Origin of the sequence: Bradyrhizobium sp. TM239 (assembly GCF_036247985.1) — a bacterium.
GTDB classification, from domain to species: domain Bacteria; phylum Pseudomonadota; class Alphaproteobacteria; order Rhizobiales; family Xanthobacteraceae; genus Bradyrhizobium; species Bradyrhizobium ottawaense.
In genome coordinates, this window is the sequence record NZ_BTIR01000023.1 from 72163 (window position 1) to 84787 (window position 12625).

A 12625-nucleotide genomic window follows, 5' to 3' on the forward strand; every position below is an offset into this window, starting at 1 on the left:
CAATCTCATCGCGCTTTAGTCGGCAGCGCCCGATAGCGCCGGCCTGATCGCAGCCTTGTTCGCGCGCGGTCCCCAGCGCGTCAGCACCACGCTGGAGAAGGAGAGCAGGCCGAGCACGACCATCGAGCTCGCGGCCAGCCAGAAGAAGCTCTGCGCGGTCGCCCCGTGGGTCGACAGCCACCAGCCGGCCGCCGAGATGTAGATCAGCCGCGCCGTCTGCGCCAGCACCGGCCCGATCACCTTGGCCGCGCCTTGCGAGGAGAAATACATCGTCGTGGCAATGCCGAAAAACGCGTAGAACGGTCCGACCGTCGAGAGATATTGATGGCTCGCCGCGCGCACGGCTGCGCTGTCCGTGAAGATGTTGATCCAGAGATCGGGGAACATCGCAACGACGCAGGCCGGCGCGCCGACGGCCACGAATGCGGATGCACCGGCGATCCAGGCGACGCGCCGGGCGCGCGCAATGTTGCCTGCGCCGATCGCCATCCCCACCATTGGCACACAGGCGATGCCGAACGAAAATGCGATCGAGGTCAGCAGGAATTCGAGCCGCGCGCCGATGCCGTAGCCGGCGAGGATCGCGGTGCCGAACTTCGCCAGCATGTGGGTGAAGATCGAGATCGTCAGCACCGATTGCAGCGGCGAGAAGCAGGCGATGGCGCCGACCTTCAGGATGTCGAAAAACATCGCCCATTGGATCCGCAGGCCGCGCAGCTTCGGTGTAACCCGGGCGCGACCGGAGAACAGGTACCAGCCCATGATGCCAATGTTCATGGAATAGGCGATCAGCGCGCCGGCCGCGACGCCGCGCATGCCGAGCTGCGGCACCGGCCCGATCCCGAGGCCGAGCGTGCCGCCGAGCACGATCTGCCAGGCCGCGGAGTTGAGGATCAGGAACGACGGCAGCTTCATGTTGCCGGTGCCGCGCAGCACGCCGGCCATGGTGTTGAGCAGCCAGGGCAGCACGGCGCCGCCGAAAAACACCTGCGTGTAGGCGACCGCATGGGTCAGCACATCGCCGCGGCCGCCGAGCATTTCCAGCACCTTTGGCCCGAAGATCAGCATGCCCAGCATGAAGACGAGGCCGAAGCTGATGCCGATGAGGATCGCATGCACGGCGAGCGTGGCGGCGCGCTCGCGATCGCCGGCGCCAAGCGCGCGGGCAATGGCGGACGCCACCGCCCCGCCCATGGCGCCGCCCGACATCGTCATGGTCAGGATGACGGTCGGAAACACCAGCGCCATCGCCGCCAGCGCCTCGACGCCGAGCCGGCCGATATAGGAGGTCTCCGCGATCACCGTACAGGTGCCGGCCGAGAGCGCGATCACGTTGGGCCAGGCGAGGGAGAGCAGCGTGCGCAGGATCGGCCCGTCCGTCAGCGCGCTTCGCAGCGGCCGCGGGGGCGGCGGCAGCGGACGCTCTTGCTCATCGACCGGGATTTCGGCGATGTCGGACATGTCCTCTCCGGGGCACGAGCGCCATTTCGGCGCGGCAATGCGTAGGTGTGCCATTATTTTCTTCGCGCAGAAGGCGCGGCGAGAGGCTTGTTAGCACGGCCCGCAGCGATTCCTCCTGCGCTAGCTGCAGGCGTGCCCTGCGGCAGCGCATTTCAACGGATGAAGGCTATTCGATCGTCCAGACCAACGGCGGGCGGCCGCCAGCGGCGGGGCTCATGTGCACGCCGATGTGCCGCCCGCATCCCGCAGCCAGGCCTTCGAACAACCCCTCCAGCACCCTGGCGCAGGCGGGGTGATAGTCGGCGACGTCGTCCATCAGCTTCCAGCTCTGCTGGCGGATTTCGAACGTGCCTTCGGATTGCGAGGTCTCGGCCGTGTCATCCTGCGCCGCAAACAGCGCGCCCAGGAACGACGCGAATTCGCTTGCCCCGCCGCGGCTCATCGCCAGCGCGGCCGCGACGTCATCGAAATATTGCATCCCGATCAGCTTGCCGGTGAGATGCAGCAGATAGCCGGTGTCTTCCGGACCGAACAGCTGCACCATCACGGGTGCGGCGGTGCGCACATATTCCATCGCGTAGTTGCGATAGGCTTTTTCCAGGCGCGGCTTCGGCCAGCTTGCGACCGGCAGAGCCGGTGCGGTGTTGGCGTCGAACAATGGCGCTTCGAGGTGGCGCGCGAACACGAGGCGCTGGTCGAGCTCGAGCGGATGGTCGTACTGGTGATAGTAGCCTTCCAGCCCGTCCTGCCCGTCGACGCTCTGCTTGGTGCAGACGAAGCCGAGCCTGAGATCGCCGAGCGCGACACCGTTATTGGCGTGCCATCCCCGCAGCATGGCGCGCGAGACCTCGCCCGGCACGCCGCAGATCGCGGTGCCCTTCCAGATCCAGCGTGGCGGCGGATAGCGGATCCAGGCCTTGGCATCGCTCTCATACATGTATTCGACGTGCACGCCGCCGATCCAGTTGGAGAGATAGTGATATTGCGCGGCCGCCACCGCCGGCGGCAGATGATCGATCCCGAGCTTCCTGAGCCCGGGCAGGAAGCGCTCCTGCTGCTGGCGGCGGAATACGCGGAAGACGAACTCGGCGGCATCCGCAGGTCCGCGCCGCGTGACGACGGTGAGGATGAGGCCGGTGAAATAGGCGTGATAGAGGTCGGCGACCGCACGCCAGCGCTTCCATTGGGCTTGCTGCGCGGCATCCGCTGCGGCGGTCATGCGTTTCGCTCCCGATCGTTGTTGCGATCGAGTGTGTCACCGCAGCTTTCGGCAAGCAACATGACGCCCATGCAGGGCGCCCTGCGCGATCGCCGACCAATTCCGCATCACGAAGTTTGCGGCGGCGCCTTGGCCGCGCGCTCTCGCTCGACCCGTTCGGTGACATCGCGCGCCATCGCGACCGATCCCAGAACGTTGTCGCCGGAATCCCGCACCAGCGCAAAGGTCATCTCGATGTAGAGCTTGCGCCCGCTCTTGTGCAGCGCGCGGGTCAGCGTCGGCCTGCCTGCAAGCTTCATGCTGCCGCTCGCGAGTGCGGCCTCGAAACCCTTCCAGTGCGCGGCACGCAGATGCTCGGGAATGATCAGATCGAGATTCTGGCCCAGCGCCTCCGCCGCGGAGAAGCCGAACAGGGCCGTCGCTGCACGGTTCCACCGCATGATCGTGCCGGAGCGGTCCGAATAGATCAGCGCATCCGCGACGTCTTCGGCGATCTTTGCGTCGAGTTCGGATGGGTTGCTCATGTCGTCACCTCGCATGTAGCCCGGATGGAGCGGAGCGTAATCCGGGATCGTGCCACGAGTGAGACTGCCCCGGATTACGCTTGCGCTCCATCCGGGCTACAGGATCGGGCTACACCCGAAAATGCTTCGATAGTTTGAGGCCCTGGGCCTGATAGTTCGAGCCGATGCGTTGGCCGTACATCGCGTCGGGACGGGCCAGCATCTTCTCGTAGACGAGGCGGCCGACGATCTGGCCGTGCTCGAGGATGAACGGCACTTCGCGCGAACGCACTTCGAGCACGGCACGCGATCCTAGCCCGCCCGCGCCGGCATAGCCGAAGCCGGGATCGAAGAATCCGGCATAGTGCACGCGGAATTCGCCGACCAGCGGATCGAACGGCACCATTTTGGCGGCGTAGTCGGGCGGCACCAGCACGGCTTCCTTCGACGCCAGGATGTAGAACTCGCCGGGATCGAGGATCAGGCTGCCGTCGGGCCGCGCCGAGATCGGCTCCCAGAAATCTTCCATCGCGTAGCCCGAGCGGCGATCGACGTCGATAACCCCGGTATGGCGCTTGGCGCGGTAGCCAACAAAGCCAGACCTCTTCTCGCCGGAGAGATCGACGGAGACGGCGACGCCGCCGGAGAGATCGGCATCGTCGACATCGACGAGACGCTCGGCGGCATGCAGCGCGTCGAGTTCATCGGCATTGAGGATGGCATCGCCAATGCGAAAGCGCACCTGCGACAGGCGCGAGCCCTCGCGCACCAGCACCGGAAAGGTCTTCGGGCTGATCTCGGCATAGAGCGGGCCGTGATAGCCGGCGCCGATCATGTCGAAGCGACGGGTGCCGTCGGCAATCACGCGCGTGAAGACATCGAGCCTGCCGGTGGAGCTCTTCGGGTTCGCGGCCGCAACGATTTCCGGCGGCAGCGCTAGGCTTTCCAGCAGCGGCACGATGTAGACGCAGTTGGTCTCCAGCACCGCGCCGTCGACGAGGCTAAATTCGTGCAGCTTCAACTCGTCGATGCGCTCGGCGACGGTGGCGCCGGGACCGGGCAGGAAACTGGCGCGGACGCGATAGGCGATGTCGCCGAGGCGCAAATCGAGGCTCGCCGGCTGGATTTGGCTTTCGACGAAGTCGTAGGCAGGCAGGATGTGGCCGGCGTCGGCCATCGCCGCGATCATGCGGTCCGGCAAAATGCCATTTTCATTCCTGGCGATAGACATCTACCTCTGTTCTCAATGGCCGTTGTTCACCCGCGAGCTTTGGGGGGCACACTGGAACTGAACTCTGACCCACTTCGAGACTTTCCATACCAGATAACCTAGCCACTCGCGCAGAGCGCGAGAAGAAACACAACCTACACGCGTCAGGAGTCTTGAAAAGACTCCTCAAAGGTTGTATACTATGTTGAAAGTCAGGGAACAAAATGTCTGAGCTGAAGACTGATCCAGAACTGCTTGCCGCCTTGAAGCGTGCCGTGGGCCTCCCCCAGCCCCCAGAAGAGGTTGAGCAGCAGCGCCTGTCTTTTGTCATGGGGTCTTTGAAAGCCAGCAACGAGATTACTCGTGCGGAGGTAGGAGAGATCCTCGCTCAACAGAAAGGGCGAAAGGTCGCCTAAGTGATTGTCTATGAGCTAGTTAATACAGAGAGCCACCCTGTATACAAAGCTCTGGAGATTTCTAACGGCAACAGACAGTACGACTTTTTGCGCTCAATTGTTCAGGCTTCCCTAGATATGGGGAAGCCCTTTCTTTCTCAGCAACTTGTTAAGGCTTTCAACTTTCACGCCATAACTTGCCTTCATGCTTACGCAGGTGAATATCGCCCCTGCCCGGTGAGCGTGGGGCAATACGCACCGCCTGCTCACTATCGTGTTCAGGCGCTGATGGACGACTTTGTCAACACCGTCAATCGCAGTTGGGACCAGACCACGGACCCCATCGCCCTGGCCACTTATGTACTGTGGCGGATTAATAACATTCACCCATTCATCAATGGGAACGGTAGGACTGCGCGAGCAACTTGTTATTTTGTGCTTTGTATCGCAGCTGGCGGATTATTACCGGGCACAAAGATACTTCCCGATCTTATCCGCCAGAATAGACAGCAATATTGTGACGCACTTCAGCTAGGACATGACTCGTTTGCACAAGGCAATCTAGACCTGAGCGTACTACACGCGCTCGTCTCGAAGCTCGTCAACGAACAACTGCAGTCCGCCACGGCTCAATCATCGGCCGCAGCCGCGCCCGCCGCTTCGCTGCCTGCGACGAGCGGGCACGCACCCTGAACTATCGCTGAATAAAGTGCTTTGAAAGCTTAAGTCTTTGCCCCTGGTAGTTTGAAGAGATGGCTGCGCCGTAGTCCGCCGTGGGCTTGTCTGTGAGACGCTCGAACTCCAAACGCCCGATAGTTTGGCCATCCTCCAGAAAGAATGGGATATCATAAGTCCTAACCTCTAGGACGGCCTTGCTGCCAGGCCCGTCACTAGACGTCATGCCAAATCCGGGATCAAAAAAGCCCGCGTAGTGCACACGGAATTCACCCATGATGGGGTCGATGGCCACCATCTCCGCTGCATGGTCATTGGGAATGTGCAGCTTTTCCTTCGATGCCAAAATATAAAATTCACCCGGACTCAGCAACAAGTTGCCTGCTGCATTCGGCTCAATAGCATCCCAATAATCGTCCACTCGATAAGCGCCGACTTTGTCCATATCAATGAAATTGGTGTAACGCTTGGCTCGGTAAGCAATTATATTCGATCCGTTATCCCGCTTGAGATTTACGCGGAGATTCAGTCCTTGCCTTATGATCGGCTTCTCGTCCGTAACACGGGACCGAGCGTGAAGAGCTTCCAGCTGAGTGTCGTCGAGACGTGACGTCGAGTGAACATGCTGACTCGATGTGCGGCGCCGAAAGCGAATTTGACTGAGGCGCGTCCCTTGACGAACCATCACATCAAAAGTCCGGGGCGACACCTCGGCCCATAGTTTCCCCTTGTATCCTGCTGGTATGACATCGAACGCGTCGCTTCGGTCTGCGATTACGCGCGTGAAGACGTCCAACCGGCCGGTCGAACTCTTTGGGTTAGCCACCGCCGACAATGAGTTGCTCAAATTCAGCTGCTCCTCAATCTCGACGAGATAGACCGAGCCACGTGTCAGCACCTGCGGCGTGGACAGATCGAGCTCGTAAGAGGTCAGCTGCTCAACTCTCTTCTGAACAGAGGAGTTGGTACCGGGAAGAAAGCTTGCATGGATCTTATAAGCGATCTTCCCGAGACGAAGGTCCAAACTCGCCGGCTGAATTTGTCCCTCAGCAAGCGGCTTCCCACCAATCTGGTCCCGATCAAAAAGCCTCTTAATCCACTGAGCTGGCAAGATGCCGGCAGTCAACGAAAGATTGTCTTCAGGGATATCAAGCGGAAGCAATTCTTCTCTATTATCGGATGCCAGCGGCAGAGCGACCATGGTTCTTCCCCGGGGAGATGCAGGTGAGAGCCAAGGTGTATGTGCGTCGCGATTTTTGAGCAACCCAATTCGACGTTTTACCCAGTTCCCATTTGTTGCAAACCACTTGTCAACAGGTCATCAACAGAGCTATAGGAACCTTATCCCGTGGTGATTTGAGCCGGCCGGCTTGCAGCCACGTTAAATAAGTCGCTAAACAGGCCGGGGACCTCTGTGATCCCGGCCCGTGGAGATATCCAGGCCGGTTTTTTTGTGACCGTTTTCGACAAGACGGTCATGTCGGAGGTACCTATGTCGAAGTCGACCACCAACTACCGTCCCGAAACCCGCCTGGTCCATTCCGGCACCCTGCGCTCGCAATATGGCGAGACGTCGGAGGCGCTGTTTTTGACGCAAGGCTACGTCTACGACACCGCGGAGCAGTGCGAGGCGCGGTTCAAGGGCGAGGATCCGGGCTTCATCTATTCGCGCTACTCCAATCCCACCATCGCGATGTTCGAGCGCCGCATGATCGAGCTCGAAGGCGCCGAGGCCGCGCGCTCGGCGGCGACCGGCATGGCCGCGGTGACGACCGCGATCCTGGCGCCGCTCAAGGCCGGCGACCACGTGGTGGCCTCCCGCGCCCTGTTCGGCTCGTGCCTCTACGTCGTGCAGGACCTCTTGCCGCGCTACGGCATCGAGACCACGCTGGTCGACGGCCTCGATCTCGACCAATGGCAGCGCGCCGTGAGGCCGAACACCAAGACGTTCTTCCTGGAGAGCCCGACCAACCCGACCCTCGACGTGCTCGACATTCCCGGCATCGCCGAGATCGCGCACAAGGGCGGCGCGCGGCTCGTGGTCGACAACGTGTTCGCAACGCCGATCTGGCAGAGCCCGCTCGCGCTCGGGGCCGACGTCGTGGTCTATTCCGCGACCAAGCATATCGACGGCCAGGGCCGCTGCCTCGGCGGCATCATCCTGTCGTCGGAAGCCTTCATCGCCGAACACATCCACAATTTCATGCGCCAGACCGGCCCGTCGATCTCGCCGTTCAACGCCTGGGTCCTGCTCAAGGGCCTGGAGACGCTGGGCGTGCGCGTGCGCGCGCAGACCGAGACCGCCGCGCGTATCGCCGACGTGCTGGCGAGCCACCCGAAGATTTCGCGGCTGGTTTTCCCGGGCCGCGCCGATCATCCGCAGGCGGCGCTCGTGAAGAAGCAGATGCGCGGCGGCTCGACGCTGGTCGGCTTCGAGGTCAAGGGCGGCAAGCAGGCGGCGTTCCGCGTGCTCAACGAACTGAAGCTGGCGAAGATCTCCAACAATCTCGGCGACGCCAAGAGCCTCGTCACGCATCCGGCCACCACGACGCATCAGCGTCTGAAGCCGGAAGACCGCGCCGCGCTCGGCATCAGCGAGGGTTTTATTCGCTTCTCGGCAGGGCTCGAGCATGCGGATGATCTGATCGAGGATCTGACCGCGGCGCTGGAGAAGGCGTAGGCTTTGTAGGGTGGATTAGCCGAAGGCGTAATCCACCAACTTCGTTTGGCATTCGCTGAAGCATGGTGGGTTACGGCTTCGCCTAACCCACCCTACGGCACCGCGCCTACATCGGCCGATAGGTCCGCACATCCCCCGGCACGTTCACGCCCAGCTTGATCTGGCCGACGGAGCGGATGATGTCGTCGCCGAGCAGCTGGGCGAAGCAGGCGTAGCCCCAATCGTTCATGTGCAGGCCGTCGGCGATGACGAAGCTCTCGACCGGGATAGCCTGCTTCTCGTGCCAGTCGCGCATCACCTCGAAGCGCGGGAAGATGCCGACGTGACGGAGCTCGGCGACCTTGCCGAGCAGCTTCACCATCTTGCCGGCGCTCTCGGCGCGCTGGTTGACGGCCGGCGAATATTGCGGATCGACCAGCACGATGTCGGCGCCGCCGGCGGCCTGGATGCGGCTGATGCCGTCCTCGACCAGCTTTGCGGTGTCGCCGGGATCGAGGTTGCGCAGCACCGCGTTGGTGCCGACCTGCCAGATCACGAGATCCGGATGCACGTCGATCACCTCGGTCTGGAGGCGCTTCATCATCTCGGGCGCATCCTCGCCGCCGACGCCAGCATTGACGACGGTGATGTCGGCGGTCGGATAGTGCCGGTGCAGCTGCGCGGCGAGGCGATTGGGATAATTGAATTCCGGCGAGCTGGCGCCGAACCCCGCGGTCGACGACGAGCCGAACGCGACGATGAGGACGGGCTTGCCGGCGACGAGCTTGCCCGCGACATGCGGCAGCGAGCCCATCGCCTTCGCACCGCCCTTCGGCGGCAGGCAGGGCACGCGGTTGAACACGTCGCCGGCGGATTTGGCGACCTGCTTCACCTTGTCGATGGCGCGCGCGGCGATGCCGCGCTGCTCGGGAGAGGTTGCGGCGACATTGGTCTGTGCGGGCGAGGCGGGCGCCGGATCAACTGACTGCGCGGGTGCGGGCGTCGCCTGTGCGGCTTGCGTCTGCGCATGGGACTGCGCGGCCGGCGCCAGCGACAACAGCACTGCTGCTGCAGGCGCGGCCAGCCATGCCGTCAGGCAAAAAGGGCGGAGAGAACTCATTAACGCTAGACCTCAATTTTGCTGCTGGACCGGCTCCAGATGGGCTGCGTCGATCACGAACTGTGCCAACGCCCGGCCAAGGCAATCATGAACCTGCTTCGCCAGCTCGGGCCCGCGGGACGGGCTGAACAGGTCGAACTGACCCTGATCATTCCACTGCCGCATGATCGCGAAACGATCGAACAGCGGAATATCGTGCTCCTGCGCCACAACGCGCATATTATCGAGAAATGGTTGGGCCGAGATCATCGTTTCGGTACGCGGGCTGTACTGCAAATTCATCAAGACGACGTCGGCCCCTGCCTTTTGCAACGCAATAACACCTTCGGTAACGGCGCTGCGGAATTCGTCGGGATCGATGGATCGGATGGCATCCACGGTCCCGGTCTGCCAGACGACCAAAGTAGGCGTTTTTGCTTCCATCAGCTTAACGAAGGTCGAGGCGGCCTCCTCCGCCGTTCGCTTGCTCTGTATTTCTACGGAGACGTGCACCACTTCTGGCGGCAGCAGCTTTTCCTTCAGAATCGCTTCCATGCGCGCCGGATAGGAGCTGCCCTCCGAGGACGGAATCGTGGTCGAGCGGCTGCCAATGACCAGGATTTCGAGCGGCTTGCCGGCCTTGACGGCCTCGGCGACCTTGGGAAGCTGGCTTTCGCTGGTAAGCAGATAAGACGGCAATTCGCACGCCGCGGGCGCGGTGGCAGGCGCAGCATCGCCCGCGCGCGCCACAGGCGCGGCGAGGCTACCGCATAGCAGGACCAGGCTCAGGAGAACCTTCGCCTTCATCAGCCCCCTCCCGCCAGATCGGCGTTGCCGACGGCGTTTTTGGTTTTCGCACCGCTCTTGTCAGCCACGCGCTTGTACCACGAAATCACCCAGGCCACGCCCCACATGATCAGGACCCCGGAGAGACTAATCAGCGCATGCATGGCTGCGCCGCCGGAGACTTCGGCGAGAATGAAATGCCCGGCGAAGGCCAGGAAGACGCCGAGGCAGAAGATCTCGAGAGAATGCTGGCCACATAGAATCAATGGTCGCAACCAGCGCGATTTCAAGCCCGGCCAATCCCGGGGGAGGAAGCGCACGGTGAGCGCGGCCAGCGCCAGGAAATGCGTGAAGCGCAGCACGTCGAGGTCGGTCTTGTCGATCGGATACATCCACTGCTCGACCCGCTTCGGCATGAATTGGGAGAGCTGCGGCACGTACCAGGTCAGCGTCACGTAGAACGCCGCGGCGAGATAGGCGATCGAGATCCACATCGTCACCGGCGAAGCCAGGATACGCGACATGCGCCGCGCACCGCCGAGCGCGCACCATGCCCCGAAGACGAACAGCAATTGCCAGGCCAGCGGATTGAACGCCCAGAATCCGTTCGGATAGGCGGAGAAGTAGAGATCGTATTCCCAGGTGACCGCGTAGAGCACGACCGAGAGGCCGAGCGTGACGTCGGGGCGCCATTTCATCGACCACAGGATCAGCGGCAGCGCCAGCATCAGCACGATGTAGAGCGGCAGCACGTCCATGTTGACGGGGCGGAAACGCAGCAGCAGCGCCTGCACGATGGTGACGTCGGGCTGCTTGAGGAAATCCATGATCCCCATCTCTTCGGTGTAGAGCGGGTTCTCGAACCGGGTCGCGACGTAGGAGATTTCGGCGAGGAAGATCGTGAACAGGAAGACGTGGGCGACGTAGATCTGCCAGACCCGGCGCAGGATGCGCGCGGTGGCGATGACGACGCCGCTCTCCAGCATCGCCCTTCCATAGACGAAGGCGGCGGTGTAGCCGGAGATGAAGATGAAGATCTCGGTGGCGTCGCTGAAGCCGTAATTGCGGATCGTGAACCAGGTCAGCAGACTCGGCGGCAGATGGTCGATGAAGATCAGCCACAGCGCCAGCCCGCGGAACAGGTCGAGCCGGAGCTCGCGCTCGCCGATGGCAGGCAGCGTGATGGCCGGCGCCCTCGCGCGCGGCGTCGCCCCCGCGGGCCTGCTGTCCACAGCCATGCTGTCTGCAGGCCTGACGTCAGCGGGCTTGACGTCAGCAGGGTTGGCGGTTCCCGCGATCGTCGATCCCGTCACTTGGTCGGCAATGGTCATCGGGGCCTAAAAACCCTTCGGCAAATCGCGACGTTGAGGAGTGTACCGGTCCGGTCGTCGTCTCGCAAAGCGGCCGGATCACGTCCGGGTGTCATTCCCCTCGAATTCTGGCGGGACGATGTCGCCAAAGCCGCCTCCGGCGTTTGGTTCCAGCGCCGGATTTCGGTATGATAGCAACCATGTACCGCGCCGTGACCCGCCAGATCGAAGTGACCGTCGAGCCGAACTTTGTTCCGGAGCAGTCGTCGGCCGACCGTTCCCGCTACTTCTGGTCCTACACCATCGTCATCGTCAATTCGGGCGAGGAGACCGTGCAGCTCAAGACGCGGCACTGGATCATCACCGATGCCTCCGGCCGCCAGCAGGAGGTCAAGGGCGAGGGCGTGGTCGGCGAGCAGCCGATCCTGGCCCCCGGCGAGCGCTTCGAATACACCTCGGGCGTTCCGCTCTCCACCGCCTCCGGCTTCATGACCGGCCGCTACCAGATGGTCACCGAAAGCGGCGAGCGCTTCGAGATCGACGTTCCCGCGTTTTCGCTGGATAGCCCGGACAACAAGCGGGTGTTGAATTAAGGCCTCGCTCTCGTGTCCCGGACGCGCTGTCATTCCCCGCGAAGGCGGGGAATCCAGTACGCCGTGGCTTATCGGTTCAATCACCGCCGTCTCGGAGTACTGGATCGCCCGGTCAAAGCCGGGCGATGACACCGAGTGTATGGCTGCAGACACGCCATCGCAGCCTCGCGGCTCAATTCGCCCGAGCTTTGCTTCATCGCTCGCCCTCTAAAGCCAAGAGGGCGCAGGGAAGACCGGGTGCCGGCTCGCACCCGCGGTCCGCTGCGCGAAAGCACGCGCAAAAAGAACCGCACAGCAGCATACAGGTGGTGCCGATCACTCGGCCTTCCCTGCGCGATGGTCGGACGGCTTATGCCGTGCTCTCCCGGGAGCCGAGTTCCCTCTGGCCTCCCTCGCCGTTCGAATTGACGATGCCGTCTGCCCGGTTGGGCTCGCGCGCATCTTCGAAAGGCTTGACCGTAGCAACGACGGCCAGGACCACACGGTTTTGCCGTACGCGCGTTCGCTGGTCACCACATTATCTCCCGGCCTTGTCGACGTTGCCGAAAGAATGTGGCGAGACGAACTGAACAGCGCCGTCGTCTGCACGAAGCCTCGGGCTCACAGGGACTACCCGCCCTGCCCGCGCCTCTCGTGCCGACGCTGCCGCGTCCACCGCAAGCCCGGCTCGCGATGCGTGACGACACATGATCGCCCCTCTTGGTGAGCCGGGATG

Annotated in this window: 12 protein-coding genes and 1 riboswitch; of the genes, 4 read left to right on the forward strand and 8 right to left on the reverse strand. The window is 62.7% G+C overall.

Annotation, left to right across the window (positions count from 1 at the left end; genetic code table 11):
* Nucleotides 1–15: 15 nt before the first annotated feature.
* From AABA84_RS31160 to AABA84_RS31175, 4 genes are all read right to left on the reverse strand, one after another.
* A complete protein-coding gene (locus tag AABA84_RS31160; protein ID WP_338314036.1) occupies nt 16–1461 on the reverse strand; it encodes an MATE family efflux transporter in 1446 nt (481 codons plus the stop codon).
* Nucleotides 1462–1627: 166 nt separating this feature from the next.
* Entirely contained in the window at nt 1628–2680 is a 1053-nt protein-coding gene (locus tag AABA84_RS31165) for a hypothetical protein (protein WP_338314037.1), read from the reverse strand.
* Nucleotides 2681–2787: 107 nt separating this feature from the next.
* Nucleotides 2788–3204 (reverse strand): PAS domain S-box protein, encoded by a 417-nt coding sequence (locus AABA84_RS31170; RefSeq protein WP_338305931.1) that lies wholly within the window; start codon nt 3202–3204, stop codon nt 2788–2790.
* A gap of 109 nt (nt 3205–3313) precedes the next feature.
* The gene (locus tag AABA84_RS31175; protein WP_338314038.1) at nt 3314–4414 is read right to left on the reverse strand and encodes a 2'-deoxycytidine 5'-triphosphate deaminase; all 1101 of its coding nucleotides are present in this window, start codon (nt 4412–4414) and stop codon (nt 3314–3316) included.
* Nucleotides 4415–4617: 203 nt separating this feature from the next.
* On the opposite strand from AABA84_RS31175, the gene AABA84_RS31180 reads away from it, so the two are divergent.
* A complete protein-coding gene (locus AABA84_RS31180) occupies nt 4618–4809 on the forward strand; it encodes a hypothetical protein (protein ID WP_338314039.1) in 192 nt (63 codons plus the stop codon).
* Complete coding sequence (locus AABA84_RS31185; RefSeq protein WP_338314040.1) at nt 4810–5481, forward strand: Fic family protein; 672 nt, start codon at nt 4810–4812, stop codon at nt 5479–5481.
* A gap of 1 nt (nt 5482) precedes the next feature.
* On the opposite strand, the gene AABA84_RS31190 is transcribed toward AABA84_RS31185, so the two are convergent.
* A complete protein-coding gene (locus AABA84_RS31190; RefSeq protein ID WP_338314041.1) occupies nt 5483–6664 on the reverse strand; it encodes a 2'-deoxycytidine 5'-triphosphate deaminase in 1182 nt (393 codons plus the stop codon).
* 137 nt (nt 6665–6801) lie between these two features.
* Nucleotides 6802–6881, forward strand: a riboswitch (SAM riboswitch).
* A 74-nt stretch (nt 6882–6955) separates the two neighbouring features.
* On the opposite strand from AABA84_RS31190, the gene AABA84_RS31195 reads away from it, so the two are divergent.
* Nucleotides 6956–8143 (forward strand): O-succinylhomoserine sulfhydrylase, encoded by a 1188-nt coding sequence (locus AABA84_RS31195; RefSeq protein WP_212244009.1) that lies wholly within the window; start codon nt 6956–6958, stop codon nt 8141–8143.
* Between the two features lie 106 nt (nt 8144–8249).
* On the opposite strand, the gene AABA84_RS31200 is transcribed toward AABA84_RS31195, so the two are convergent.
* Genes AABA84_RS31200 through AABA84_RS31210 form a run of 3 tightly spaced genes read right to left on the reverse strand, consistent with a single transcriptional unit; the run spans nt 8250 to nt 11338 of the window.
* A complete protein-coding gene (locus AABA84_RS31200) occupies nt 8250–9242 on the reverse strand; it encodes an SGNH/GDSL hydrolase family protein (protein WP_338314042.1) in 993 nt (330 codons plus the stop codon).
* A 12-nt stretch (nt 9243–9254) separates the two neighbouring features.
* Complete coding sequence (locus AABA84_RS31205; RefSeq protein WP_212244006.1) at nt 9255–10028, reverse strand: SGNH/GDSL hydrolase family protein; 774 nt, start codon at nt 10026–10028, stop codon at nt 9255–9257.
* A complete protein-coding gene (locus AABA84_RS31210; RefSeq protein WP_212244005.1) occupies nt 10028–11338 on the reverse strand; it encodes an OpgC domain-containing protein in 1311 nt (436 codons plus the stop codon). Before AABA84_RS31210 ends, AABA84_RS31205 begins: the two co-directional genes overlap by 1 nt.
* 179 nt (nt 11339–11517) lie before the next feature.
* On the opposite strand from AABA84_RS31210, the gene apaG reads away from it, so the two are divergent.
* Nucleotides 11518–11910, forward strand: a complete 393-nt coding sequence (gene apaG / locus AABA84_RS31215) for a Co2+/Mg2+ efflux protein ApaG (protein WP_026202434.1) — start codon at nt 11518–11520, stop codon at nt 11908–11910.
* The last annotated feature ends 715 nt before the right edge of the window (nt 11911–12625 follow it).